The following is a 25,953-nucleotide window of genomic DNA, read 5'->3' on the forward strand; positions in this document are numbered from 1 at the left end:
GAGTACCAGCCCTTCCCCGGGGGCCGGCGGCCGCGCCTTGTGACTTCCGATCCCGGGCCCGGTGTCCGCGGAGCTGGATAGTGTGGTGCGGCACACGGGCAGCAGTTCGGAGAGGAGGTGTCCCGCAGTGATCACACGGATCGAGATCGACGGTTACAAGTCCTTCGAGGGGTTCGCCCTGGACCTGCCGTCCTTCGGCGTTCTCCTGGGCACCAACGCTTCGGGGAAGTCCAATCTGCTCGAAGCCGTCGACCTGCTGGGGCAGTTGATCCGGGAGCCTGAGGGCCAGACGCTGGTCGACCGCGCGCGCCGGGGCGGGCCCAAGGAACTCTTCCGGCGGAGCCCGGCGGGCCGGCCGGCCGACACCCTGCGGATCACGGCCGACGTGATCGTGGACGGGCCCCGGGGCTACTGCTTCCTCAGGGTCGTGGCCCTGGTCCGGTACGCGGATCCGCCGCAGCCACTGGATGTCACCGTCGAGGTCGGCAACGTCCGCGATCACTACGGCGACTCCGAGTGGCGGGAGTACGCGGACTCCCTGGGACTCCCCCCGGAGATCCGCGGGAACTCCATGCGAGAACTGCACGCCACCCGGGTTCCCGTGCAGGACAGCGTGTACGGCCCCGAGCTCGCCGCGGTCTCCAGGAACTGGCGGATCGTCGAGCCCTCCCCCAAGGCCATGCGGGTCGCCTCCTCCACCTATGACACCGCGCCCCTGGCCGAGGACGGGAAGAATCTCGGAGCCGTCCTGGGACGGATCTCCCGGAACCCCGAGAGCTGGTACGACTTCCGGGCCGACGCCGTGGCGCTCCTGCCGGACCTGGCGGACATCACCGTGGAGGCGAACGAGGAATGGGGCCAGTGGGACGTCTGGCTCCAGCACAAGCACGAGCACCGGGTGAGCCCGGGCACGGCCTCCGCGGGCACGCTGCGTGTCCTCGCCCTGCTCGCCGCCGCCCACGACCCCGCCCATGAAGGCGTCCTGATGTTCGAGGAACCGGAGAACGGTCTCCACCCCAGCAGAGTGCCGCACCTGCTCTCGCGACTGCGCGGGCGCACCAGCAACCTGGGGAACCTCTCCTCGGGAGACGGACGCCAGACGCTGATCACCTCGCACTCCCCCATCGCCCTGGCCGCCGCACTGGACGAGGCGCCGGAGTCGGTTGTCTTCCTGGACACCGTGACGCGCTTCGGTGACGGTCTTCCCCCGCGCAGGCTCACCCGGGCACGGAAGGTGGCGGCGGAGGGGGAGCGCGGGACGTTCGTGACGCCCTTGGAGGTCCGCAAGTACCTCGATCCCGTGGGGCGGTACGCGCGTGGGGCGTAGGTACCTGAGTCTCGCCCTTCTCACCGAAGGGGCGAGCGACCAGTGGTTCCTCGTGCCACTGATCGACCGGCAGATCGCCGACCTGGCTCTGCGGGCGCCGTCGGAGTTCGACTACTCGGGCGTCGTCACCGGTGAGTGTTTCACCGTGGCTCCGCGACGGACGGTGGTCGGCGAAGTCGCCGAACTCCTGCGGTACTTCGATGCCGTTGTCGTCCACCACGACCACAATGAGCGCGGCAAGGTCGACGCGGTCCGCGAGCATTTCGCCGAGGAGGCTTCCCGCATCGTGGGCCTGGTGCCGGTCCGGGAAACCGAGGCATGGATGCTTGCCGACACCGCTGCCCTGCGAGCGGCATCACCGGCGGGGTGGGACGCGGCCTGGGAACTGCCCCACGACGTGGAGAAGGCTGCAGACCCGAAAGCTCTGCTCAGGACCGCACTCGGTGGACGGCGCGACCCGGAACGGGACTTCGACCGCCTGGGGCAGACGGTGGAGTTGGCGAAGCTCGGGAAGGTGGCCTCGTACCAGCGCTGGCTCTCGGAACTCCGGACGGCGATGGAGAAGCTGCACTTCCTGTGATGTCCCGTCTTCCGTGCCGGGGTCAGAGGGACGACAAGGCGACCTGGTTCGAGCTGGGTGTGGGCCGGTCCGGCGGCAGCCGGTAGTAACTCAGTGCGCGGCCGGGCGTCCGGCGCTACCGTGCGGCCATGACTGACGCAGCCGCACCGTTCGAGCTCGCCCAGATCAATATCGCCCGGCTCCTCGCCCCGCTCGATTCACCGCAGTTGCAGGACTTCGTCGACGGGCTCGACCCCGTCAACGCCACCGCGGACGCCTCCGAGGGCTTCCGCTGGCGGCTCCAGAGCGACAGCGGCAACGCCACCGAGGTGCCGGTCCTCGGGGACGACTGGCTGATCGTGAACCTGACCGTGTGGCGCGACCTCGACTCCCTCACCCGCTTCATGTACGACGGCCTCCACCGCGACCTGATGCGCCGCCGCCGGGAGTGGTTCGAGCGGCTGGCGGAGGCGGTGACCGCCCTGTGGTGGGTCCCCGCCGGCCACCGGCCGTCCGTCGCCGAAGCTGAGGAACGGCTGACGCATCTGCGCCGGCACGGGCCCACGCCCTACGCGTTCGGGCTGCGGAGCGCCTTCCCGCCCGGGCCCGCGAGCCCCGTGCCGGGTACCGCGGAGGCCACGGCGGCCGACCTGGCGCGCGCCCGCGAGGCGAACGCCGGTGACGTCTGCACCGTCGGCTGACGCGCGGGACGGCAGGGCCTCAGTCCCGGCGGGCCCCGGTCCTGCCGGCGTCGGGCCCCTGCCGGATGCCGGCCCCGGGAGCGGCGGTCAGGCCGCGAAGGGCGTGGGCAGGGGTTCCGCGCGCTCCAGCCAGACGTCCGGGACATCGGCGACGCCCGTCCGGCCGCCGACGACACCGCCCGCGATGGCGCAGGTCGTGTCGATGTCGCCCAGGCCCGCCGCGGTGGTCCACAGCGCCTCGGTGAGGTCGTCCAGGTGTCCGGCCGCGCACCACAGGGCGTACGGCACGGTGTCGTCGGCGCGGATGCGGTAGCCGCTGCCCAGGGCTGCCGCCGCCGCTGCCGGTTCGGTGCCCGGGGGCAGTCCGGCCGCCAGCAGCACGCCGTCGCGTACCGCGCCCTCGGGGGTGTGGTCCGCCACGCCGGCCAACAGCTCGGCGGGAGCCGGGGGTTCCTCCGTCCGGTCGGCGGCGAGGGCGGCCGCGACGGCGACGGCCACCGCGCCCGCGATGCCCTCCGGGTGGGCGTGGGTGACCTGCGCCGACAGCACGGCCTGCGCGGCGGCCCGCTCCGGGTCGCCCGCGAACCAGGCGCCGAGGGGTGCGACGCGCATGGCGGCGCCGTTGCCGAGGCTGCCCTGGCCGCCGAAGAGGGCGTCCGCGTCCTCGCGCCACCGGTCCGGCCGCCGGGCGAGCAGCGGCAGCAGTTCGTGCATACCGCTGCCGTAGCCGCGGGCGGGCTCGGCGAGGAAGCGTTCGCCGAACTCCCGGGCCAGTTTCTCCTGCCGCACCTCGCCGTGGCGGTCGAGGACGGCGAAGAGCGCCAGGGCCATGGCGGTGTCGTCCGTCCAGTGCCAGAGGGGCGCTTCGGGGGTCCGCCGCTCCCTGATGGCCTCGCCGACGCTGCCCCGCTCGGCGGCGAGCGGGAACCAGCGTTCGCCGAAGGCGTCGCCGAGGGCCAGGGCGCGGAGGCTGTCGTGGGCGGCGGCGCGGCTGCCGGGACGGATCGCTGTCATGGGTCCATGCTGTCAGCCGCGCGTCGCCGTGGCATGTGGTGTGCACGGACCACCGCGCCGCCGTACGCGCCACCGTACGCACCGCGCAGTAGGCGGGCACCGCGCCGTGGGCACCGCGCCGTACGCACCGCGCACCCGGCGCTCCTTCCCGCCGGGCGGGCGCGCGGGACGGTCCGCCCCCGTCAGCTCTCGGCCGCCGCGCCCTCGGCGATCGCCTCGGTGACCTCCGCCGTGCGGGCGGCCTCCTCGGCCGCGAAGCGTTCGGCGTCCAGCTGCTCGGCCAGCTCCTCGTCCTGGGCCATCAGCAGGTCGAGGTTGGAGTCGCCGAGCTCGAAGACGCCCAGGTCGAGGTAGGCGCGCTGGAGGCGTTCGCCCCACAGGCCGATGTCCTTGACGCACGGCACGATCCGGCTGAACAGCAGCTTCCGGAAGAGGTGCAGGAACTCCGACTGCTCGGTGTACTCCGCCGCTTCCGCCGCCGGGATGCCGAAGTTCTCCAGTACCTCGGTGCCGCGCAGCCGGTCGCGCATGAGGTAGCAGCCCTCGATGACGAACTCCTCGCGCTCGCGGAGTTCGGCGTCGGTGAGCTGCCGGTAGTAGTCGCGCAGCGCCATCCGCCCGAAGGCCACGTGCCGGGCCTCGTCCTGCATGACGTAGGCGAGGATCTGCTTCGGGAGCGGTTTGTCGGTGGTGTCGCGGATCATGCCGAACGCGGCCAGGGCCAGGCCCTCGATCAGGACCTGCATCCCGAGGTAGGGCATGTCCCAGCGGGAGTCGCGCAGGGTGTCGCCCAGCAGGGCCTGGAGGTTGTCGTTGATCGGGTAGAGCATCCCGATCTTCTCGTGGAGGAAGCGGCCGTAGATCTCGGCGTGCCGGGCCTCGTCCATGGTCTGGGTCGCGGAGTAGAACTTGGCGTCCAGGTCGGGGACGGACTCCACGATGCGGGCGGCGCAGATCATGGCGCCCTGCTCGCCGTGGAGGAACTGGCTGAACTGCCAGGAGCTGTAGTGCCGCCGCAGCACGCCCTTGTCGCGTTCGGTCATCCGGCTCCAGTGCCGGGTGCCGTGGAGGGCGAGGGCCTCGTCGGGGGTGCCGAGCGGGTCGTAGGGGTCCACCTCCAGCTCCCAGTCGATGCGGCGGACCGAGTCCCACTGCTTGTCCTTGCCCTTCTGGTACAGGGCGAGCAGCCGGTCGCGCCCGTCGTCGTAGTCCCAGCTGAAGCGGGCGGCGCCGGAGGCCGGCACCTGCCAGTCGGGGGTTCCCGGGTCTTTCGCGTAGAGATCGTGCGTCGTCATCGACGCCTCCTCGGCCTCGGCCTCGCGGACTCCCGTGGAGAGCGGGATGGTTGGCAGGCTCACACGGTCTCCGCGGCGGGGTCAACCGGGCTTCAACAAGTCTTCGCCAGGGGATTGACGTTCTTGCTGACACGCAGTCTCATAAAGGGGTACCGCGGGTAACCCACAAGCGAGGTGGCCGACAGCATGACGATCACAACCGGGGCAGCGGCGCAGCGGGATGCTCTCGGCCTGCTCAAGGACCGGGAAAAAGTCGCCCTGCGCCTGCTCGACTCCTCCGCCAAGCACTCCTTCGACCCGGACGCCGAACTGGACTGGGACGCCCCCTTCGAGGAGGGCCGCTGGTTCTGGCCGCCGGAGCTGGTCTCCCTCTACGACACCCCGCTCTGGAAGACCATGTCCGAGGAGCAGCGCATCGAGCTCTCCAAGCACGAGTCCTCGGCCCTGGCCTCGCTCGGCATCTGGTTCGAGATCATCCTCATGCAGCTGCTCTGCCGGCACATCTACGACAAGTCGCCGACCAGCTCGCACGTGCGCTACGCCCTCACCGAGATCGAGGACGAGTGCCGGCACTCCAAGATGTTCGCCCGGCTGATCCAGCGGAACGACACCCCCGTCTACCCGGTGTCGCGGGTCCACCAGAACCTCGGCCGGCTGTTCAAGACGGTCTCCACCACGCCGGGGTCCTTCACCGCCACGCTGCTCGGCGAGGAGATCCTCGACTGGATGCAGCGGCTGACCTTCCCGGACGAGCGCATCCAGCCGCTGGTACGCGGCGTCACGCGCATCCACGTGGTGGAGGAGGCCCGCCATGTGCGGTACGCCCGGGAGGAGCTGCGCCACCAGATGGTGAGCGCGCCGCGCTGGAGCCGGGAGTTCACCCGGCTGACCTCGGGCGAGTTCGCCCGCGTCTTCTCCAAGGCCTTCATCAACCCCGAGGTTTACACGAACGTGGGCCTCGACAAGCGGGAGGCGGTCGCCCAGGTCGCGGCCAGCGGGCACCGGCGCGAGGTCATGCAGACCGGGGCGAAGAAGCTGACGGACTTCCTGGACGACATCGGCGTGCTGCGCGGGGCGGGACGCCGGATGTGGAAGAGCTCGGGGCTGCTGGCCTGAGACGGCTGCCCTGTCCCGCCCCGGCCGCCCCGGCCGGGGCGGAGGGGCGCAGGGGCGGGGCCGCGCGGACAACGGGCAGGTCCGGGCAGGGCCGGGACGAGGCACGGACGGGGCCCGGACCGAGCCGCCGCCCCGCCGCGCCGGTTACCCTGCGGGCATGAACGGCAGCGGCACCGCCCCCAGAGCAACGTCCGGCCGCCGGTCCGGCCCCGGCGCCGCGTACCGGCGGCTCACCGTCGAGCAGCGGCGCCGCCAGCTGCTGGACGCGGCGCTCGCGCTCTTCGCCGACCGGGCGCCGGAAGAGGTCTCGCTGGACGACGTGGCCCACGCCGCCGAGGTGTCGCGCCCGCTGGTCTACCGCTACTTCCCGGGCGGCAAACCGCAGTTGTACGAGGCGGCGCTGCGCAGCGCCGCCGACCGGATGGAGCGGTGCTTCGCCGAACCCCAGACCGGTCCGATGACCCAGCGGCTGGGGCGCGCCCTCGACCGCTATCTCGCCTTCGTCGACGAGTACGACGCCGGCTTCAGCGCGCTGCTCCAGGGCGGCAGCGTCGCCGAGACCTCCCGCACCTCGGCCATCGTGGACGAGGTGCGGCGGGCCGCCGCCGAGCAGATCCTCGTCCATCTCGGCGTCTCCCGGCCCGGGCTGCGGCTGGGCACCGCCGTCCGCACCTGGATCGCGGCGGTCGAGGCCGCCTCGCTGATCTGGCTGGACGAGGAGAAGCAGCCGCCCGCCGCCGAACTGCGCGACTGGCTGCTCGACCACTTTCTCGCCCTCCTCACCGCCACCGCGGCGCACGACCCGCAGACGGCGGGCGTGCTCAGGGAGGCGCTGGCGGCGGAGCGGGCGGACGGGCCGGTGGGCGCTCTCGTCCGGCGGCTGCTGCCGCTGGCCGCGGGAGCGGGGCATCTGCTGGACGCCGCGGGTGCCGGGGAATCCGGGAAGGCCGGGGCTCCCGGGGCTCCCAACGCTTCCCGGCCCGCCGGGGCCGACGGGTCTCCGCCGGAGGGCGGAGCATCCGGTGCCGCTCCGCGCGGCGCGGGGGAGGACGCCTCGTGAGGAGCGAGGAGACCCCCTTCGTGGGCGGGCCGCTGGACGGCCGGGTGCTGCCGGTGCTGACGGGGGCGACCGGAAAGCCGCCGAAGGTCTACGAGGTCCCGGTACCGGAACCGGACGGCGGCGCGCCCGTGGTCCACGTCTACCGGCGCGAGATCCGCGGCCACAGCAAGCGGCTCGGGCTGCCGCTGGGCTGGAAGTACGTCTACGACCCGGAGGGCCGCCGCGCCACGGGCCCGAACTGGCCCTGGACCCGGCGGAGCCCCGGCGCCTGAACCGGCGGCACGCCCGGCGGCACCGGCCCCGGGCGGCCGACCGGGTACCGACCGGGACCACGGACCGGCCACCCGGCCACCCGGCCTCCCGCGACCTGCCGCGTGCGGGCCCGTCGCCGGCCGGCGGGGCCGGGCACCGGCCCGGGCCCGCCGGCCTACCGCGCGCCCGCGGCCTCGGCGAGGTAGCCCTCCGTCTTCGCCGGCTCGTAGAAGAAGTTCTCCAGGTCGGCCGGGTTGTCGAAGGCGTTGGCGAAGCGGTCGGCGACCGGCTGGAACTGCCCGCCCGCGCCGATCAGGTTGAGGACGTGCTCCGGCGGCGGGGCCAGCATCGCGTTCGTCCACTTGACGACGTGCCGGGCGGTCTCCCAGTAGCGGTCGAAGGCGGACTGCATCCACTCGGCGTCGAACGGCTGGTCGCCCCGCTCCAGGATGCTCGCCAGATAGGAGGCGGCGCACTTGGAGGCCGAGTTGGAGCCCTGGCCGGTCAGCGGGTCGTTGGCGACGACGACGTCCGCGACGCCGAGCACCAGCCCGCCCGAGGGCAGCCGGCCGACGGGGTTGCGCACGGTGGGGGCGTAGCGGCCGGCGAGGGTGCCGCCCGCGTCGGTCAGCTCCGCCTTGCCCGCGCGGTCGTACTCCCAGGGCAGGAACCGCTTCATCAGGTCCAGGGTGGTGGCCAGGTGCTCGCCCGGGTCCTTGATGGAGTCGAAGACGTCCAGCGGGCCGCCGGGGATGCCCTCCCAGAAGAGGATGTCGGCCCGGCCGGAGAGGGTGTAGGTCGGCATGACGAACATCTCGCCGACGCCCGGCACGAGGTTGCAGCGCACGGCGTCGTAGTCCGGGTGCTCGGGGCGCGGGCCGAGCCCGTGCACGTAGGCCACGGCCAGGGCGCGCTGCGGCTTGTCGTACGGGGAGCGGGAGGCGTCCCGGCCGAACATGGAGACGAGTTCGCCCTTGCCGGCCGAGACGAGCACCAGGTCGTAGGAGCGGGAGAAGTAGTCGAGGTCGGAGACGGCGGCGCCGTGGATGACGAGCTGCCCGCCGCGCTGCGCGAAGGTCTCCATCCAGCCGGCCATCTTCACCCGCTGGTCGACGGACTGGGCGTAGCCGTCCAGCTTGCCCACCCAGTCGATGGCGCGGCTGCCGTCGGGGCCGGCGACGGAGACGCCGAGTCCCTCGATGCGCGGCGCCTGGCTCTCCCAGAAGTTGATCCCGAGGTCCCGCTCGTGCTGCAGGGCGGTGTGGAACATGCACTGGGTGGACATGACCCGGCCGGAGCGGATCTCGTCCGCCGTGCGGTTCGACATCAGGGTGACCTCGTAGCCGTGCTGCTGCAGGCCGAGGGCGAGTTGGAGACCGGACTGGCCGGCTCCGACGACGAGGATCTTCCGCATGGCGGTGGGCTCTCTTTCACACGGTGAGGAACACGGGCGGAACCGCGGAACGGCAGGGGCGCCGGGACACCCGCCGGGGGCCCGGACCGGGGCGCCGGAGGCCCGGGGTACCGCGCCGTCCCCGGTGCCGGAGCATCGCGGGATCTGCGGCCGCCGGGGCTCTGAGCAGCACAACTGCCCGTTCCGGGCTCGGAGGTGAGGCTATGTCACTCGGGAGTCACGTCAAGGGCGTGGGCCACGAGGGCGAGCAGGGACCGGATCACGGTCGTCCGCTCGCGCGCGTCCATGATCTCGACCGGGACGTGGTCCGGCACGGACAGCGCCTCGCGCACGTCCTCGGCCGCGTAGGACTCGGTGCCCTCGAAGTGGTTGACGGCCACGACGTACGGCAGCCCGCAGCTCTCGAAGTAGTCGAGGGCCGGGAAGCAGTCCTCCAGCCGCCGGGTGTCGGCCATGACGACCGCGCCGATCGCGCCGCGCACGAGGTCGTCCCACATGAACCAGAAACGCTTCTGGCCGGGGGTGCCGAAGAGGTAGAGGACCAGCTCGGCGTCGAGGGTGATCCGGCCGAAGTCCATGGCGACGGTCGTCGTGGTCTTGTCCGGGGTCGCCGCGATGTCGTCGACGTCCTCGCTGGCCTGCGTCATCACCGCCTCGGTGGTGAGGGGGGTGATCTCGGAGACCGAGCCGACGAAGGTGGTCTTGCCGACGCCGAAACCGCCCGCCACCACGATCTTGGTGGAGAGGGGGGCGCGGCTGCGGTCGGTCTGCCAGCTCTGGACGTTCTCGTCCGCGACGGGCGGCGCGGCGGTCGTCGGTCCCGCGGGGGTCATGGTGTCAGAGCCTGCGAAGTCCACTCAGGACCCTTTCGAGCAGTGCGCGGTCGGGGCGGCCGGTCTCGGTGCCGGCACCGTTCGCGTACACGCGGATCTTTCCCTGGTCGGCCAAGTCGCTGAGCAGTACCCGCACCACGCCGAGCGGGATGCGGAGCAGCGCGGAGATCTCCGCGACGGAGCGCATCTTCCGGCAGAGCTCGACGATGGCCCGCATCTCGGGCATCACGCGGTCGGCCCAGTTGCCGGCCGTGAGCTCCGGGCGGTCCTCCGGTGCCTCGATGGCGGCGACGAAGGTCTCCACGAGCAGGACGTGCCCGAAGCGGGTCCGGCCGCCGGTCAGCGAGTACGGGCGTACCCGGGCGGGTTTGCGTTGCTGGCCGCGGTCCGCGGTGCGGACCGGGAGGCGGGGGGCTGTCACGTGCGGCTCTCCAGGGACTGGCGCAGTTCGTTGCGGAGTTCGGGGGTGAGGACGTGTCCGGCCCGGCCGACGAAGAGGGCCATGTGGTACGCCACCACGCTCATGTCGCAGTCGGGGGTCGCGTGCGCCCCGAGCAGCGAGCCGTCGCTGATCGACATGACGAAGACGCTGCCCTCGTCCATCGCGATCATCGTCTGCTTCACCGGGCCGGCGTCCATGAGCTTGGAGGCGCCGTGGGTCAGCGCCCCGACGCCGGAGACGATGGTGGCGAGGTCGGCGCTGGAGCCCTTGGGGCCGCTGCCGTCGTCGGCGGCGGTCGTGCCGCCCCCGCGCCCGTTCCCGTTTCCGGCGCCGTTTCCGGCGGCGTCCGCCGGCAGCACGCCCATGCCCGGGTCTGAGCTGAGGAGCAGCAGGCCGTCGGAGGAGACCACGGCCACCGAGTGGACGCCGGGCACCTCCTCGACCAGGTTCGTCAGCAGCCAGTGCAGGTTGCGGGCCTCACTGCTGAGGCCCTGCGAACCGTGCGGCTCCGAGCCCGCCTTCGTGTACGCGTTCAACCGCGTGCCTCCTCGACTGTGCCACCGTCGTCCGGTGCCCCCGTGCGGTGCTCACCGGTCTTCTCGGCGATCTCCGCGTCGGCGTCGCGCCGACCGTGCCGTGACCCCTGCTGGAAGCCGCCGAGCTTGCGCCGCAGGGCCTCCGCGTCCACGCCTCTCGCCCGCGCCCGCACCGGGCCGGTCTGCGCCGCCACGGTCTTGGGCGTCCGCTTGGGGAGTCCCTTGTCCGTCAGCCGCTTGGCGGGGGCGGCCGGGCTCCCGGTGCCGGGGGCCGGGTCCGCCGCCGGGCTTCCGGGGGCGGCGGAGCCGGGGGTGGCGGAGTCCGGGGCGGCCGTGTCCTGCCCGGCCGGGCCGGTTCCGGTGGTGTGCGTGCCGTCCGGGGTGTCCGGGGTGTGCGGGACCTCGGCCGGTCCGGTGTCCGGACGGGGCAGCGGCGGGGGCAGCCGGAAGGACTGGGTCGGCTCGTCGATGCCGGCGAACCCGGCGTCGTCCGAGGCCCGCGCGTGCTGCTCCTCGCCGGAACCGGTGCGCCGGATGCCGTACGGGTCGTCGTCGTCGGCGGCCGGGGAGTCACCGGCGTCGGGGGCGGGCGGGGCGGTGGGCTCCGGGGCGGCCGGTGCGGTGCCCGGCGCGGCCGTCCCGCCGGGGGCGTCCGCCGTCGTCCCGTGGGTTTCCGCGAGGGAGCCGCCGGAGGCTCCCGCGAGGCTCCCCCCGGGGCTTCCGGCTTCCGCCTCCGCCGCCCGCAGGGCCTCCTCGGCGGCCGCGACCAGGGGGTCGTGCTCCGCGCTCCGGGCGAGTCCGGCGTGCGCGCCGAGGCCGTCCGGGGTTCCGGCGCCGGGGGTGTCCGCGTCCGCCGGTACGGAACCGGGGGCGGGCTCCGCGCCGGACTCCTCCGCCGGGGCACGGTCCGCGGCCGGCTCACCGGCCGGGGCACGGCCCGCCTCTCCGGTGCCGGTGGCGGCCGGGACCGGAGCGGGGGCCGGGTCCGGGGCTACGGCTCCGTCGGCAGCGGGGCCCGCGAGCGGGGCCGCGCCGGAGTCCGGGGCCGCAACCGGCTCACTCTGCAGGGAGCTTGACGAAGTGGCGGCCCCGGCGGGAGCGGCCGGGGCCGGCCCGGAGGACTCGGCGGACCCGGCGGCGGCAACGGGGACGTCCGCCGGGGAGCTCCCGTCGGATTCCGCGGCCCCGGGGTGCGTGCCCGGTCCGGCGGCCGCGCCGGCGGCGTCCGCCGTCCCGTCCGCCGCTCCGCCGGCCGTACCGGTGTCCGCGGCGGCCGCTCCGGCTCCGGGCTCCGCCGTGTCCCCGCGCCGGGGCAGGGAGCCGCCGCGGCGGTGCGGCAGGGCGTTCGAGTTGGCCTCGGCCACCGAGCCGGGCAGCGAGACGCCGGTGGCCCTGGTCCCACCGGACTGGACGTGCGACGGCTCCGGCCGGGTCGGCAGGAGGGAGGTCGGCAGCACGACGACGGCCGTCACCCCGCCCTGCGCCTGGTCGCGCAGTTCGACGCGGATGCCGTGCCGCGCCGCGAGCCGCGCGACCACGTACAGGCCGAGCCCGAGGGCGTCCTCGTCGGCACCGGCGGCCTCGCCGTCCGGGTCGGCGAGCCGGGCGTTGACCTCGGCCAGCCGCTCCTCGGTCATGCCGATGCCCCGGTCCTCGACGGAGAGCATCACCTCGCCGTTCTCCAGCTGCCAGCCGGAGAGCTCGACGTCGTCCTCCGGCGGGGAGAACGCCGCGGCGTTCTCCAGCAGTTCGGCGACGAGGTGGCTGAGCGCGTCGGCGGCGAACCCGGCGACCCGGGCGTGCGGGGGGAGCGACTGGATGCGGACCCGCTCGTAGCGCTCGATCTCGCTGACCGAGGCGCGCAGCACGTCGAGCAGGGGCACGGAGGCGCTGTGCGTGGTGGTGTGCTCGGCGCCGGAGAGGACCAGCAGGTTCTCGCTGTGCCGCCGCATCCGGGTGGCGAGGTGGTCGAGCTTGTAGAGGGCGTCGAGGTGCTCGGGCTCGTTCGCCCGCTCCTCCAGCCCCTCGATCAGGCCGAGCTGGCGTTCGACGAGACCCAGGGTGCGCAGCGACAGGTTGACGAAGCTGCTGTGCACGCGGTCCTGGAGGCCGGTGAGCCGCTCGGCGAGATCGCTCTTCTGCCGGGCCAGCTCGTCGCGCTTGTCGGCGAGCTTCTGCCGCTCGCGGATCAGGCCGCCGCGCTCGGCGCGGAGCTTCTCCAGCTCGCGGTGGAAGCCCTCCGCCTTGGCGCGGAGCTCGTTGACGGCGCCCACGGCCTCGGCGTACTCGTCGTTGCGGCCGGTGAACTTCACCGGCTCCTCGCCGACCGGGTCGGCGGCGACGCGCCGGGCCCCGAGCCGCAGCACGGCCAGCGGCCGGGTCATGGAGCGGGCCGCGGACATGCCGGAGCCGACCGCGACCAGCACGCAGAGGGCGAGCAGCCCGACGGCCAGCTCCAGGGAGCGCACGTCGTCGTCGCGGAGGGCGGCGAGCCGGGCGGACTCCTCGGTGGTGAGAGCCGACTCGGCGGCGCGCATCAGGTCGATCCGGCCGGACAGGGCGGTGTCCACGCGCTTCTGGTTCAGGGCCAGTTCGGCCGGGGAGAGCTGCGGCTGGTCGGTGAGGACCTTGAGGTAGCGCTCGGCCCGGTCCGCCTCGTCGCCGTTGACGGTGCCGTCGTAGCTGTCCTTGGCGGCGGCCGGGGCCGTCTGCCGGAAGTCGGCGACCGCCGCGAGCTCCTGGACGCGGGTGCGCTGCGCGGTGGCGGTCAGCTCGCCCTCGCCGCCCGCGGCCAGGGCGCCGAGCAGCAGGGTGCGGGTGGCGGCGGCCTGCTCCACGGCACGGCCCAGCCCGGACAGCGCGTCGGCGGGGCCGTCGGCGGCGCGCGGCGGGATGCGCCGGGCGAGGTCGGCGGAGACGCCGTGCAGCGCCTGCACCAGCTGGGTGTAGCGGGCGAAGGTCTCGGAGGCCGGGCCGGAGCCGGTGAGCGCCGACTGCCGGATGTCCGGGAGCTCCGCGAGCCGGCGGTCCAGGGCGCCCGGGGCGTTCTCCCGGATCTCCTCCAGCCGGCGGTCGACGCTCGCGCGCCGCTTCTCCGAGATACCGGTGGCGCTGCCGGAGCCGGCGGCGCGGCCCGCGGCGACGAAGCGCGTCATGGTGTCGCGCTCGTCGGCCAGCGAGTGGGCCAGCACGACGGCCTGCGCGTTCAGCTCGGAGAGCGTGACCAGGCGCTGGGAGTCGTTGAGGTCGGAGGAGGCGGCGATGACGGCGGGTGCGCCGGCACCGGCGACGGCCGCGGCGACCACGGCCACCGAGACCACGAGCCGGTTGCGGACCTTGGTGGCGCGCTTCCCGGGCGGTGCGGACGCCGACCCCGCGGTCCGTGCCGACTCACGTTCCTTGCCCCGAGGCCGCATTCTTCGCACCGGTGCTCGCAATCTTGTCTCGTCTCCGCAGGGCCGAGGCGCCGGCGACCGCTCGCATTCCTCGTACCCCTGGAGCGCGGAGCGCCGACGGGCGTTCTCCCCGTACCGGCAACGGAATTCGACCATTCCACCGCCGGTGTGAACGGGGCCGCCCATCACCCGCCTGGCCACCCGAACGAGTGAACATCAATCCTGAGTTGGCGAACAACCCCGGCGCGGGCCTCCGGCGCCGCCGCGGGGAGCGCCGGTTGGAAATCGCCAGCCGGTACTGGCAAGATGCGCGCCCGCACATTCCACCGGCCGGTGAATACGGGGGAATTCCGGCACCTCGGCCGTTTCCCGCCCGCCGCGCCGGCCGTCACCGCAGGTCACGGCGGCCGCCGGGCCGGTGGCACGGTCCGGCAGACTGACCGCATGCGCATCGACCTCACCACGGAGCCGGGTGATCCCCGCATCCCCAACGAGGACTACGTATCGGTGGCCCTGCCGGCGTCCGGCGCGGGCGGCTCCCTGGTCCTGCTGGACGGCGTCACGCCTCCCGAGGACGGCGGCGGATGCGTACACGGAGTGCCGTGGTTCACCGCGCGGCTCGGCGGGGCGCTGCTCGAACTGTCCGTTTCGCGGCGGGATATGACCTTGCGGACGTGCCTCGCGGAGGCAATCGAACGCACCGCCGATGCCCACCGAACGGCCTGTGACCTTTCTCACGTTAAAACCCCACAGGCGACGGTCGTGGCCGCCCGCTGGGACGAGCGGGAGGTGGAGTATCTCGTGCTCTCCGACTCCGTTCTGCTCGTCGAGCGGCGGGACGGCCGGGTCACGGCGGAGCGGGACGACCGGCTGTCCCGGCTGCCGCCCCACGTGCCGGAGCTGCGCGCCGCCGTGCGGGCCCTGCCGCCCGGCTCCGCCGAACGCGCCGCGCGGGCCGCCGAGTACGTCCGCGCGGTGGAGGCCCTGCGCAACGCGGAGGGCGGCTTCTTCACGGCCGCCGCCGACCCGTCGGTCGCCTCCCGGGCCGTGACCGGCGCCGTACCGCGCGCGGACGTGCGCTCGCTGACCGCCCTGACGGACGGCGCGGGGCGCTGGGTCGAGGTCTTCCGCGAGGGCACCTGGGCCGACTGCCCCGCGCTGCTCCGCGAGGAGGGGACGGACGGCCTGGTGCGGCGGGTACGGACGGCGGAGGCCGCGGACCCGCGGGGCAGCGCCTTCCCGCGCGGCAAGCGGCACGACGACGCGACGGCCGTCCACGCGGAGTTCTGAGGCGGGACGCGGGCGCCGGCGCGTGCGCCGGGGTGCGCGGGCGCGGGCGGCCCGGAGGTCTTCCCGGGGCGGGCCCTCGGCCGGTGCCCTCAACCGGCCTGCCCTGTCCGGAGGTTTGAGGAGACGGCGGACGCGGAAGAATGTCCGGCCCGCCGGAGCCGTGCCCCTCCGGGCCCGGGACAGAACCGGGTCCGGGGCCGCGCACGGCCGCCCCGGACCCCGGCCCCCCGGCCGCCGGCTCAGTCCTCCGCGCCGCTCAGCCCGTTCAACCGGTGCAGCAGGCGGGCGAGTTCGGCGATCTCCGCCCGGTCCCAGCTCCGCAGCTTGCGGGCGTAGCGCTCGCGGCGGGCGCGGCGCACCGCGGCGAAGCGGCCGGCTCCCTCCTCGGTCAGGGTCACCAGCGAGGCACGTCCGTCGGCCGGGTCCGGCCGGCGGGTGACGATACCGAGCTCCTCCAGGGCGCGGAGCTGGCGGCTCATGGTGGCCTTGCCGACACCGAAGTACGCGGCGAGGGCGGTGGCCCGCTGCTCCCCCGCCTCCGACAGCCGCACCAGCAGCCCGTACGCGGCGGGCTCCAGATCGGGGTGTACCTCGCGGGCCACCTCGCCGGAGGAGGCGCGCGCCCGGCGCAGGAAGACGGACAACTCCCTTTCCAGAGCCAGAAAAGCGCTGTCTCCCGGCACGTCGGGGGTGGTGTCCGGCTCAGGGGGTTCCCCGGCCGCCCTTCCGGTTCGGGGGACGTCTCCGGCTTTGGTCCGGCGCATGGTCTGAGTCCTCCCGGCTTTCCGCTCCCGCCGTTTCCGGGGCGGAATTCGCTTTCGGCGGTCGCGTGGCCGCCGCGGTGCCCCGCCAGTATTTCGCAGGACCGGCCCGGGGACAGCAACCGGCCCGCTTCCCGGCCTCTCTTCCCGCGCGGACCGGCGAAACCGCGGGGGGCCTTTCCCGCACGGCCGGATCCGCACCGACGGCAGGCCCCGCCTCTCCGTCGTGGCCCGCGCACGACGGTGGTGCCGCCGCGAGACGCGCGCCCCTTTCCACGCCCGAGCGCCCCCGGACGCGCGCCCGCCCCCGTGCCGCACGTACAACAGCGCATACGGCACGGGGGCGGACGGTGACGGGCGGATCCGGGAGCGGACACCCCCGTCCCTCCCGGATCCCGCGGACCGCAGGCCCGCGACCCGTCACCCACCGGTCAGCCGGCCAGCGGCAGTTCCGGCTCGCTTCCCGCCGGCCCGTCCCCGGCCCGCTCCGTGCCGGCCGGCTCCAGGGCCAGCCGCAGCACCTGCCGGACGTCGGAGACCGGGTGCACCTCCAGCTTCTCCAGCACCTCGGCGGGGACGTCGTCCAGATCGGCCTCGTTCCGCTTGGGGATGACGACCGTGGTGATCCCCGCCCGGTGCGCGGCGAGCAGCTTCTGCTTGACGCCGCCGACCGGCAGCACCCGCCCCGTCAGCGACACCTCGCCGGTCATGGCCACATCGGGGCGCACCCGGCGGCCGGACAGCAGGGAGGCGAGCGCCGTCGTCATGGTGACACCGGCGCTGGGCCCGTCCTTCGGCACGGCGCCGGCCGGGACGTGCAGGTGCACGCCGCGGTCGTTGAAGTCGCCCACGGGCAGCTCCAGTTCGGCGCCCCGGCTGCGCAGGAAGGAGAGCGCGATCTGCGCGGACTCCTTCATCACGTCACCGAGCTGGCCGGTGATCTGGAGTCCGGTGGCCCCGGTCTCCCGGTCGGCGAGCGAGGCCTCGACGTAGAGGACGTCGCCGCCCGCGCCCGTGACGGCCAGTCCGGTCGCCACCCCGGGCACGGCGGTGCGCCGCTCCTCGGGGTCCTGCGCGGACTCGGGGACGTGGTGCGGCCGGCCGAGGTACCGGCGCAGGTCGTCCGGGCCGATGGTGACGGGGAGTTCCAGCTCGCCGAGTTCGTGTTGCGCGGCGGCCTTGCGGAGCAGCCGGGCCACGGCACGCTCCAGATTCCGCACCCCGGCCTCGCGGGTGTACTCGCCGGCCAGCTTGCGCAGCGCGCCCTCCTCCAGGACGACCTCGCCCTCGGCCAGGCCGGCCCGTTCGAGCTGCCGGGCGAGCAGGTGGTCGCGGGCGATGGTGACCTTCTCGTCCTCGGTGTAGCCGTCGAGCCGGACGAGCTCCATCCGGTCGAGCAGCGCCTCGGGGATGGCCTCCAGGACGTTGGCGGTGGCCAGGAAGACCACGTCGGAGAGGTCGAGTTCGACCTCCAGGTAGTGGTCGCGGAAGGTGTGGTTCTGCGCCGGGTCGAGGACTTCCAGCAGGGCTGCGGCCGGGTCGCCGCGGAAGTCGGAGCCGACCTTGTCGATCTCGTCGAGGAGGACGACCGGGTTCATGGAGCCGGCCTCCTTGACCGCCCGCACGATGCGTCCGGGCAGCGCGCCGACGTAGGTGCGCCGGTGGCCGCGGATCTCCGCCTCGTCGCGGACCCCGCCGAGCGCCACCCGGACGAACTTCCGCCCCATCGCGCGGGCGACGGACTCGCCCAGCGAGGTCTTTCCGACGCCGGGAGGGCCGACCAGCGCCAGGACGGCGCCGCCGCGGCGCCCGCCGACCACCCCGAGGCCGCGCTCGGCACGGCGCTTGCGCACCGCGAGGTACTCGGTGATGCGCTCCTTGACGTCCGCCAGGCCGGCGTGGTCGGCGTCGAGGACGGCCTTGGCGCCGGGGATGTCGTAGGCGTCCTCGGTGTGCTCGTTCCAGGGCATCTCCAGGACGGTGTCGAGCCAGGTCCGGATCCAGCTTCCCTCCGGGCTCTGGTCGGAGGCGCGTTCGAGCTTGTCGACCTCCTTGAGCGCCGCCTCGCGCACCTTCTCCGGCAGGCCGGCGGCCTCGACCCGGGCGCGGTAGTCGCCGGACTCGTCCTCCGGCTCGCCGTTGAGCTCGCGGAGCTCCTTGCGGACGGCCTCCAGCTGGCGGCGGAGGAGGAACTCGCGCTGCTGCTTGTCGACGCCCTCCTGGACATCCTTGGCGATGGACTCGGCGACATCCTGTTCGGCCAGATGTTCGCTCAGCCACTTCACGGCGAGCTTGAGCCGGGCCACCGGGTCGGTGGTCTCCAGCAGTTCGACGCGCTGCTCGGCGGTGAGGAACGGCGAGTAGCCGGAGTTGTCGGCGAGCTGGCCGGCGTCGTCGATCTGCTGGACGCGGTCCACGACCTGCCAGGCGCCGCGCTTGCGGAGCCAGCTGGCGGCGAGGGCCTTGTACTCCTTCATCAGTTCGGTGACGGCACCGGGCACCGGGTCGGGCCCGGGTTCGTCGGCCGGGCGGCCCTCGACCCAGAGCGCGGCTCCCGGGCCGGTGGTGCCGGCGCCGATCCGCACCCGGCTCACACCGCGGATGAGCGCGCCGGGGTCACCGCCGGAGAGCCGGCCCACCTGTTCGACGGTGCCGAGCGTGCCGACGGCGGCGTAGGTGCCGTCGATCCGCGGCACCAGCAGCACCTGCGGCTTGCCGCCGCTCTCCCCGTTGTTTCCCCCGTTCCCCCCGCCGCTTCCCGCGGCGGCCTGCGCGGCTTCCACCGCGGCCCGGACCTCCGCGTCGGACAGGTCCAGCGGCACCACCATGCCGGGCAGAACCACCTCGTCGTCGAGGGGCAGCACCGGCAGGGTGAGTGACGTAGACGTCGAAGCCATGATCTCCCCTTCGGCAGGCAAGTTGAGCTGTAAAGACTCAATGTCTCTGCTGCCCCGGGTGTTCCCCCGCCCGCGTTCGCTCCCAGCGAACACCCCCCGCCCGTCGCACGGGAGCAGCCCGGGCGGTGCCCGGCGAAGGCCCGGCGGACGGTCCTGTGCCCGTCCGCGAGGTCCTGCCGGGCCGCGCTCCCCCGGTCAGGCGCCGACGTAGGCCGCGAGGTGCTCGCCGGTGAGGGTGGACCGGGCGGCGACCAGGTCGGCGGGGGTGCCCTCGAAGACGACGCGCCCGCCGTCGTGGCCCGGGCCCGGGCCGAGGTCGATGATCCAGTCCGCGTGCGCCATGACCGCCTGGTGGTGCTCGATGACGACGACCGACTTGCCGGAGTCGACGAGCCGGTCGAGCAGCCCGAGCAGATGCTCGACATCGGCGAGATGGAGGCCGGTGGTGGGCTCGTCGAGGACGTAGACGCCGCCCTTCTCGCCCATGTGGCTCGCCAGTTTGAGCCGCTGCCGCTCGCCGCCGGAGAGCGTGGTGAGCGGCTGGCCGAGGGTGAGGTAGCCGAGCCCCACGTCGTCCAGCCGGCCGAGGACGCGCTGCGCGGCCGGCGTGCGCGCGTCCCCCGAGGCGAAGAACTCCCCGGCCTCGGCCACCGACATGGCGAGTACCTCGCTGATGTCGCGGCCGCCGAGGCGGTACTCCAGCACCGGGGCCTGGAACCGCTTCCCCTCGCACTCCTCGCAGACGGTGGCGACGCCCGCCATCATCGCCAGGTCGGTGTAGATGACGCCGGCGCCGTTGCAGTTCGGGCAGGCCCCCTCGGAGTTGGGGCTGAACAGTGCCGGTTTCACACCGTTGGCCTTGGCGAACGCCTTGCGGACCGGGTCGAGCAGCCCCGTGTACGTCGCCGGGTTGCTCCGCCGCGAACCGCGGATCGGCGTCTGGTCCACCGAGACCACGCCGTGGGCGGCGCCCGCCGGGCCGGCCACCAGGGACCCGTGCACGAGCGAACTCTTGCCCGACCCGGCGACGCCCGTGACGACGCACAGCACACCGAGCGGGATGTCGACGTCCACGTTCCGCAGGTTGTTCGCGTCGGCGCCGCGCACCTCCAGCGCTCCCGCCGGGGTCCGCACCGACGGCTTCAGGGAGGCCCGGTCGTCCAGGTGCCGCCCGGTCAGCGTGCCGCCCGCCCGCAGCCCCTCGACGCCGCCCTCGTAGCAGACGGTGCCGCCCGCCGCGCCGGCGCCGGGGCCGAGGTCGACGACATGGTCGGCGATCGCGATCGTCTCCGGCTTGTGCTCCACGACGAGCACCGTGTTGCCCTTGTCCCGCAGCCGCAGCAACAGGTCGTTCATCCGCTGGATGTCGTGGGGGTGCATGCCGATGGTGGGCTCGTCGAAGACGTAGGTGACGTCGGTCAGCGAGGACCCGAGATGGCGGACCATCTTGACGCGCTGCGCCTCGCCGCCCGACAGCGTGCCGGACGACCGGTCGAGCGAGAGATAGCCGAGGCCGATCTCCGTGAACGAGTCGAGCGTCCGCCCCAGCGCGGTGAGCAGCGGCGCCACCGACCGCTCGCGGAGGCCGCGGACCCACTCGGCCAGATCGCTGATCTGCATCGCGCACGCGTCGGCGATGCTCACCCCGCCGATCCGCGAGGACCGGGCCGCCTCGCTGAGCCGGGTACCGCCGCACTCGGGGCAGGCGGTGAAGGTGACCGCCCGGTCCACGAACGCCCTGATGTGCGGCTGCATCGCCTCCCGGTCCTTGGCCAGGAACGACTTCCGGATCTTCGGGAGCAGCCCCTCGTAGGTGAGATTGACGCCCTCGACCTTCACCTTGACCGGCTCGTGGTGGAGGAAGTCGCGCATCTCCTTCTCGGTGTAGTCGCGGATCGGCTTGTCCGGGTCGAGGAAGCCCGACTCGGCGTAGAGCCGCACCGTCCACCAGCTGTCCGACTTCCAGCCGGGGATGGTGAACGCGCCCTCGGAGATCGACTTGGAGTCGTCGTAGAGCTGGGTCAGGTCGATATCGGTGACCGTGCCCCGGCCCTCGCAGCGCGGGCACATGCCGCCGGTGCGGGTGAAGGTCGCCTTCACCGCCTTCTTGTCGCCCCGCTCCACGGTGATCGCGCCGCTCGCCCGGACCGAGGGGACGTTGAAGGCATAGGCGCCGGGCGGGCCGATGTGCGGCTCACCGAGCCGGCTGAAGAGGATGCGGAGCATCGCGCCGGCGTCCGTGACGGTGCCGACCGTGGAGCGGGGGTCCGCGCCCAGGCGCTGCTGGTCGACGATGATCGCCGTCGTCAGCCCGTCGAGCACGTCGACCTCGGGGCGCGCCAGGTTCTCCATGAAGCCCTGCACGAACGCGCTGTAGGTCTCGTTGATCAGCCGCTGCGACTCCGCGGCGATCGTGCCGAACACCAGCGAGCTCTTGCCCGAGCCGGAGACGCCGGTGAACACCGTCAGCCGGCGCTTGGGGATCTCGATGCCGACGTCCTTGAGGTTGTTCTCGCGGGCGCCGTGGACCCGGATCACGTCGTGGCTGTCGGCGGCGTGCGCCGGCGGCCGCGGGTCCGTCCTCCCGGCCGTGCTCATCGGAAACTCCTTGCGTGGTTACCCCCGGCTTCAGCCGGGGGAGGAAACGCATCCCGTGCCCGGAGCCGATAGGCGGCGGAGCACGCTGCCCCACCTACCCAACACGCCTCGCTGACACGGGAGCTGATAGAATGTGAGGCATGACGCAGCAGGTCAAGCGGGCTTTCAAGTACCGCTTCTACCCCACGGACGAGCAGGCAGCCGAGCTGTCGCGCACGTTCGGCTGCGTCCGCCTCGTGTACAACAAGGCGCTGGAAGAGCGCACCCGCGCTTGGTACGGGGAGCAGCGCCGCGTCTCCTACGTCCAGTCCTCGGCCGCGCTGACGGAGTGGAAGAAGACCGAGGAACTCGCTTTTCTCACCGAGGTGTCCAGCGTTCCGCTTCAGCAGGCGCTGCGGCATCTTCAGACGGCGTTCGGGAACTTCTTCGCCAGGCGCGCCAAGTACCCCCGGTACAAGTCGAAGAAGAAGTCCCGCGCTTCGGCGGAGTACACGCGCTCCGGCTTCAAGTGGCGCGATGGTCAGCTGTTCCTCGCGAAGATGGCCGAGCCGTTGGCCATTCGCTGGTCGCGTCCACTGCCTGCGGGCAGCGTCCCGACGACGGTCACGGTGTCGAAGGACGCTGCGGGGCGCTGGTTTGTATCGCTGTTGTGCGAGGACACCATCGAGCCACTGCCCGCCACCAGCTCGGCGGTCGGGATCGACGCCGGGCTGACCTCCCTGGTGACCCTGTCGACCGGGGAGAAGGTGACCAATCCGAAGCACGAGCGGAAGGACCGTGTCCGGCTGGCGAAGGCACAGCGGGAGTTGTCCCGTAAGGCGAAGGGCTCGAACAACCGCGAGAAAGCGCGCCGCAAGGTGGCCCGTGTGCACGCGCGGATCACCGACCGGCGCCGGGACTTCCTGCACAAGCTGACTACTCGTCTCGTCCGTGAGAACCAAACGGTCGTGATCGAGGACTTGACCGTCCGCAACCTCGTCAAGAACCACTCCTTGGCCCGTGCCATATCGGATGCGGCCTGGACGGACATGCGGACGATGCTGGAGTACAAAGCCGCGTGGTACGGGCGTGAACTCGTCGTGGTCGACCGTTGGTTTCCCAGCTCGAAGCTGTGCGGGGCCTGCGGCACCATCGCGGAGAAGATGCCGCTCAACGTCCGCGAGTGGACGTGCGACTGCGGCACCACCCATGACCGCGACGTGAACGCGGCACGCAACCTCAAGGCGGCCGGGCTGGCCGTCTCGGCCTGTGGAGGCGGTGTAAGACCTGGGCGGGAGAACTCCCGGACGGGGCAACTGCCTGCGAAGCAGGAAGCCCTCACTGCGAAGTGAGGAATCCCCCGCCTTCAGGCGGGTGGAGGAAGTCAACGTCTCTCCCTCTCGTCCGGGCGCAGGTGCGGGATCACGGGAACGGAGCTCACGGCGTGCGGGGCTGGTTGAAGCGCAGCATGTTGCCGGAGGGGTCGCGGAAGGCGCAGTCGCGGACCCCGTAGGGCTGGTCGATCGGCTCCTGGAGCACCTCGCCGCCCGCGGCGCGGATGTGCTCGAAGGTGGCGTCGCAGTCGTCGGTGCTGAAGATGACCCCCCGCAGCAGGCCCTTGGCCAGCAGCTCCGCCATGATCTGCTGGTCGGCGGGCGAGGCGTTCGGATGGGCGAGGGCCGGTTCGAGAACGATGTTCACCTCCGGCTGGGACGGTGCGCCGACGCTCACCCAGCGCATGCCCTCGAAGCTGACGTCGTTCCGCACCTCCAGACCGAGCACGTCCCGGTAGAAGGCGAGCGCCTTGTCGTGGTCGTGAACGGCGATGAAGCACTGTGAAAGCTTGATGTCCATGCCCGTCACGCTACGGGCGGTGCGGCGCCTTTCGCTTCTCCATTCCTGACCGGTCGCGTGTGGATTTTCGCGATGCAGGCCGGGATGGCGGCGCCCTCGTCGTGCGGGCGGGCCCGGTAGGCGCTCGGGCTCTCGCCGACCAGTTCGGTGAACCGCGAGCTGAACGATCCCAGCGAGGTGCAGCCGACGGCGAAGCAGACCTCCGTCACGGACAGGTCGCCCCGGCGCAGCAGCGCCTTGGCCCGCTCGATCCGGCGCGTCATCAGATAGCTGTACGGGCTCTCCCCGAAAGCGGCCCGGAAGCTGCGGGAGAAGTGGCCGGGCGACATGAGCGCGGTGCGCGCCAGCGCCGGCACGTCGAGCGGCTTCGCGTAGTCGCGGTCCATCCGGTCACGGGCCCGGCGCAGCCGGACGAGATCCTCCAAGGTCACGGGACCACCCTCCCACGGAGCGGTCAGGGGTCAGCGGTCAGCGGGCTCCTAGAGGGTGCCGGTTCTGAGCACCGGGCGGCACAGCGTGAACCAGACGACCTTGCCGCCGACCGCCGGGTGCCCCTTCTCCAGGTCGAGGATGCCCCAGTCGTCCGCGATCAGGGAGAGCAGCAGCAGACCGCGGCCGCTCTCGCTCTGCGGCCCGGCGATGACGGGCGCCGGACGGCTCGGCGAGGTGTCCCAGACGCTGACGCGCAGCGTCCCCTCGCGCCACTTGAGCCGGACCGCGGTCTGGCCGTCGGAGTAGCGGAAGGCGTTGGTGGCCAGCTCGGAGGTGAGCAGCTCGGCCCGGTCCGCGAGATCCCCCAGTCCGTGTTCGGCGAGCACCGTACGGACGGTGGAGCGCGCTATGCGCGGGCCCCTGGGGTCGTGCGGCAGCTGCAGGGAATACTCCCAGTCCTCGGGAGGCTCGTGCGGAACGCGGTGGACATGAGCGAGGGGGGCGACGGTTTTGGCACTCATGGATATCTCCTGTCCGTATTGCTCGCCGGGGAACCTCCGCCTGCCCGTGAACCGGGAGTGAACGCGGGCGCGATAGAGGAGTGTGAGACCGTTCCGCCCCGTGGGGGCCGACCCGAGCGACGCCGAGCTGCTGCGCGCGGTCGCGGCCGGCGACGCCCAGGCGCTCGCCGAACTGTACGACCGCCATGCCGGCTGGCTGCACACACGGCTGGCGCGCCGCTGCCCCGATCCCGAGACCGTCCGCGAGGTGCTGCAGGACACCTTCGTCACCGTCTGGCGGTCCGCCGCCGGACACCGGGGTGGCGAGGCGGGGGGCTGGCTCTGGGTGATCGCCGCCCGCCGCCTGGTGGACGCCCGGCGCGCGCAGGCCCGTACCGCCGAGGTGCAGGAGGCGCACGCACGGCGGGAGCACGGCGCCGCCCGTGCCGTCGCGCCGTCGGCGGAGGAACGCGTGCTGTCCGGCGTGGAGTTCGGGGACCTGGGCACCGCACTCGACGGGCTCTCCCCCGAACTGCGGGACGTCCTTCGCGCCACCGTGGTCGATGGCCTGTCCACCCGCCAGGCGGCCGGGCTGCTCGGCATACCGGAGGGCACCGTCAAGACCCGGGCCCTGCGCGCACGCCGCGAACTGCGGGAGGCCCTCTCCCGGCTGGGCGTCCGCTCCCCCGATTCCGTAGGAGGTGCCGTATGAGCCGCGACGCCGCGGGGCATGTGGAGCCCGGCCGGGCGTCCGCCTACACGGACGGAACGCTCCCCGAGCCCGAGGCGTGGGCGCTGGAGACGCATGTGGAGACCTGCTCCCCCTGCGCGCGGCTGGTCTCCGCGGCGGCCCGCTCCGGTCTCGCCGGGCAGGCCCTCCGTGAGGTGCGGGCCGGGGTGCTGGCGGCGGTCCTCGCCGGTGCGGCGGAGAACGTCCACGGTCCGGCCCCTGTTCCCGCGGTCCCGGCGTCCGCGGCCCGGAAAGCCACCCGGAAAGCCACGGAGACGACGGCGGCCGCCGGCCGTCCGGGGCGCCCGTCCCGCACGACCCGGTTCCTCTGGTCGGCCCGGTCCGCCGGCCCCGCGCTCGGACGCTCCTGGCTGCTGTCCCTGATCCTCGTCACGGCCGCCGCGGTGCTGCTCGCACGGCTGTCCGGCACCGCGGCCGCCCGGCCGCTGCTGCTGGCGGTCGCGCCCCTTCTGCCGGTCGCCGGTGTCGCCGCCTCGTACGGCCGGCACGCCGATCCGCTGTACGAGGCCGTCGCCGCGACCCCCGCTGCCGGGCTGCGGCTGCTGCTGGTGCGCACTGGCTGGGTTCTCGCGGTGTGCGTTCCGCTGCTCACCGCCGCCGGGCTGCTGATGCCGGAACCGGACGGCGGCCCCGGCGCCCACGCCTGGCTGCTCCCGGGACTGACGCTGACCCTGCTGACCCTGCTGGTGGCCTCCTGTTGCGGCTGCCTGCGCGCTGCCGCCAGCACCGGCACCGCCTGGCTGCTGCTCCTGGTCTCCACCGGAGCGGCGGCCGCCCCCGGTACGGCGGACCGGGCCGGTCCCGCCGATCCGGCCGCACTGCTGACCACGTCCCTCGGCGCACTCTCCGGCACACCCGCACAGAGCGCCTGGGCGGCCGCCGGCGTCCTGTGCGGCGGGCTGCTGGTCCTGCGCCGCACCTCCTTCGACCGTCTGGAGCGACTGTGA

The 25,953-nt window shown here is 73.4% G+C and carries 22 protein-coding genes and 1 pseudogene; 10 read left to right on the forward strand and 13 right to left on the reverse strand.

Annotation, left to right across the window (positions count from 1 at the left end):
• The first annotated feature begins 127 nt into the window (after window positions 1-127).
• The 3 genes from SXIN_RS09600 to SXIN_RS09610 all read left to right on the forward strand — a co-directional run bounded on the left by SXIN_RS09600 (window position 128) and on the right by SXIN_RS09610 (window position 2,587).
• Entirely contained in the window at window positions 128-1,327 is a 1,200-nt protein-coding gene (locus tag SXIN_RS09600; RefSeq protein WP_019710074.1) for an AAA family ATPase, read from the forward strand.
• Window positions 1,317-1,907: a DUF4276 family protein gene (locus SXIN_RS09605; protein ID WP_019710075.1), complete on the forward strand. Its 591-nt coding sequence runs from the start codon at window positions 1,317-1,319 to the stop codon at window positions 1,905-1,907. Before SXIN_RS09600 ends, SXIN_RS09605 begins: the two co-directional genes overlap by 11 nt.
• 128 nt (window positions 1,908-2,035) lie before the next feature.
• A complete protein-coding gene (locus tag SXIN_RS09610) occupies window positions 2,036-2,587 on the forward strand; it encodes a DUF3291 domain-containing protein (protein WP_019710076.1) in 552 nt (183 codons plus the stop codon).
• Between the two features lie 87 nt (window positions 2,588-2,674).
• Here SXIN_RS09610 and SXIN_RS09615 read toward each other — a convergent pair whose 3' ends face one another.
• Together SXIN_RS09615 and SXIN_RS09620 are read right to left on the reverse strand one after the other, a co-directional pair.
• Window positions 2,675-3,601 carry an ADP-ribosylglycohydrolase family protein gene (locus SXIN_RS09615; RefSeq protein ID WP_095756864.1) on the reverse strand — a complete coding sequence of 309 codons (927 nt, stop codon included), beginning with the start codon at window positions 3,599-3,601 and terminating at the stop codon, window positions 2,675-2,677.
• A gap of 182 nt (window positions 3,602-3,783) precedes the next feature.
• Entirely contained in the window at window positions 3,784-4,896 is a 1,113-nt protein-coding gene (locus SXIN_RS09620) for a ferritin-like domain-containing protein (protein ID WP_039822338.1), read from the reverse strand.
• A gap of 186 nt (window positions 4,897-5,082) precedes the next feature.
• Between SXIN_RS09620 and SXIN_RS09625 the strand changes: the two genes are divergently transcribed.
• The 3 genes and pseudogenes from SXIN_RS09625 (at window position 5,083) to SXIN_RS09635 (ending at window position 7,344) form a co-directional block, all read left to right on the forward strand.
• Window positions 5,083-6,012 (forward strand): AurF N-oxygenase family protein, encoded by a 930-nt coding sequence (locus SXIN_RS09625; protein ID WP_019710079.1) that lies wholly within the window; start codon window positions 5,083-5,085, stop codon window positions 6,010-6,012.
• Window positions 6,013-6,169: 157 nt separating this feature from the next.
• Window positions 6,170-6,928 (forward strand): annotated as a pseudogene (locus tag SXIN_RS09630) (TetR/AcrR family transcriptional regulator); the annotation flags it as partial.
• A 140-nt stretch (window positions 6,929-7,068) separates the two neighbouring features.
• Window positions 7,069-7,344 (forward strand): hypothetical protein, encoded by a 276-nt coding sequence (locus SXIN_RS09635; protein WP_019706134.1) that lies wholly within the window; start codon window positions 7,069-7,071, stop codon window positions 7,342-7,344.
• A gap of 155 nt (window positions 7,345-7,499) precedes the next feature.
• Here the strand turns inward: SXIN_RS09635 and SXIN_RS09640 are convergent, their stop codons facing one another.
• The 5 genes from SXIN_RS09640 to SXIN_RS32065 all read right to left on the reverse strand — a co-directional run bounded on the left by SXIN_RS09640 (window position 7,500) and on the right by SXIN_RS32065 (window position 13,965).
• Entirely contained in the window at window positions 7,500-8,738 is a 1,239-nt protein-coding gene (locus tag SXIN_RS09640; protein ID WP_019710080.1) for a styrene monooxygenase/indole monooxygenase family protein, read from the reverse strand.
• A gap of 206 nt (window positions 8,739-8,944) precedes the next feature.
• The gene (locus SXIN_RS09645; protein ID WP_019710081.1) at window positions 8,945-9,571 is read right to left on the reverse strand and encodes a GTP-binding protein; all 627 of its coding nucleotides are present in this window, start codon (window positions 9,569-9,571) and stop codon (window positions 8,945-8,947) included.
• A gap of 4 nt (window positions 9,572-9,575) precedes the next feature.
• Entirely contained in the window at window positions 9,576-9,992 is a 417-nt protein-coding gene (locus tag SXIN_RS09650) for a DUF742 domain-containing protein (protein ID WP_019710082.1), read from the reverse strand.
• Window positions 9,989-10,549, reverse strand: coding sequence for a roadblock/LC7 domain-containing protein (locus tag SXIN_RS09655; RefSeq protein ID WP_019710083.1), 561 nt, complete (start codon window positions 10,547-10,549; stop codon window positions 9,989-9,991). Before SXIN_RS09655 ends, SXIN_RS09650 begins: the two co-directional genes overlap by 4 nt.
• Complete coding sequence (locus SXIN_RS32065; protein ID WP_238153720.1) at window positions 10,546-13,965, reverse strand: sensor histidine kinase; 3,420 nt, start codon at window positions 13,963-13,965, stop codon at window positions 10,546-10,548. The genes SXIN_RS09655 and SXIN_RS32065 overlap by 4 nt, the downstream gene beginning before the upstream one ends.
• Window positions 13,966-14,388: 423 nt before the next feature.
• Between SXIN_RS32065 and SXIN_RS09665 the strand changes: the two genes are divergently transcribed.
• A complete protein-coding gene (locus SXIN_RS09665; protein WP_095757985.1) occupies window positions 14,389-15,234 on the forward strand; it encodes a hypothetical protein in 846 nt (281 codons plus the stop codon).
• A 239-nt stretch (window positions 15,235-15,473) separates the two neighbouring features.
• Here the strand turns inward: SXIN_RS09665 and SXIN_RS09670 are convergent, their stop codons facing one another.
• The 3 genes from SXIN_RS09670 to SXIN_RS09680 all read right to left on the reverse strand — a co-directional run bounded on the left by SXIN_RS09670 (window position 15,474) and on the right by SXIN_RS09680 (window position 21,490).
• Window positions 15,474-15,998 carry a MarR family winged helix-turn-helix transcriptional regulator gene (locus tag SXIN_RS09670; protein ID WP_095756865.1) on the reverse strand — a complete coding sequence of 175 codons (525 nt, stop codon included), beginning with the start codon at window positions 15,996-15,998 and terminating at the stop codon, window positions 15,474-15,476.
• A gap of 428 nt (window positions 15,999-16,426) precedes the next feature.
• Complete coding sequence (gene lon, locus SXIN_RS09675; protein ID WP_019710085.1) at window positions 16,427-18,892, reverse strand: endopeptidase La; 2,466 nt, start codon at window positions 18,890-18,892, stop codon at window positions 16,427-16,429.
• 195 nt (window positions 18,893-19,087) lie between these two features.
• Complete coding sequence (locus SXIN_RS09680) at window positions 19,088-21,490, reverse strand: ATP-binding cassette domain-containing protein (RefSeq protein WP_019710086.1); 2,403 nt, start codon at window positions 21,488-21,490, stop codon at window positions 19,088-19,090.
• 140 nt (window positions 21,491-21,630) lie between these two features.
• Here SXIN_RS09680 and SXIN_RS09685 point away from each other — a divergent pair, with 140 nt between their 5' ends.
• Window positions 21,631-22,821 carry an RNA-guided endonuclease InsQ/TnpB family protein gene (locus SXIN_RS09685; protein WP_095756866.1) on the forward strand — a complete coding sequence of 397 codons (1,191 nt, stop codon included), beginning with the start codon at window positions 21,631-21,633 and terminating at the stop codon, window positions 22,819-22,821.
• Between the two features lie 85 nt (window positions 22,822-22,906).
• Here SXIN_RS09685 and SXIN_RS09690 read toward each other — a convergent pair whose 3' ends face one another.
• From SXIN_RS09690 to SXIN_RS09700, 3 genes are read right to left on the reverse strand one after another with little or no spacing between them, the layout of a single operon-like run.
• A complete protein-coding gene (locus tag SXIN_RS09690; protein WP_039822351.1) occupies window positions 22,907-23,323 on the reverse strand; it encodes a VOC family protein in 417 nt (138 codons plus the stop codon).
• Between the two features lie 5 nt (window positions 23,324-23,328).
• A complete protein-coding gene (locus tag SXIN_RS09695) occupies window positions 23,329-23,754 on the reverse strand; it encodes a helix-turn-helix transcriptional regulator (RefSeq protein WP_019710088.1) in 426 nt (141 codons plus the stop codon).
• 48 nt (window positions 23,755-23,802) lie between these two features.
• Window positions 23,803-24,276 (reverse strand): ATP-binding protein, encoded by a 474-nt coding sequence (locus SXIN_RS09700; RefSeq protein WP_019710089.1) that lies wholly within the window; start codon window positions 24,274-24,276, stop codon window positions 23,803-23,805.
• Window positions 24,277-24,376: 100 nt separating this feature from the next.
• Between SXIN_RS09700 and SXIN_RS09705 the strand changes: the two genes are divergently transcribed.
• Both SXIN_RS09705 and SXIN_RS09710 read left to right on the forward strand, forming a co-directional pair.
• Window positions 24,377-24,967: an RNA polymerase sigma factor gene (locus SXIN_RS09705; RefSeq protein WP_019710090.1), complete on the forward strand. Its 591-nt coding sequence runs from the start codon at window positions 24,377-24,379 to the stop codon at window positions 24,965-24,967.
• Entirely contained in the window at window positions 24,964-25,953 is a 990-nt protein-coding gene (locus tag SXIN_RS09710) for a zf-HC2 domain-containing protein (RefSeq protein ID WP_019710091.1), read from the forward strand. Before SXIN_RS09705 ends, SXIN_RS09710 begins: the two co-directional genes overlap by 4 nt.

It is taken from the genome of Streptomyces xinghaiensis S187 (assembly GCF_000220705.2).
Classification (GTDB): domain Bacteria; phylum Actinomycetota; class Actinomycetes; order Streptomycetales; family Streptomycetaceae; genus Streptomyces; species Streptomyces xinghaiensis.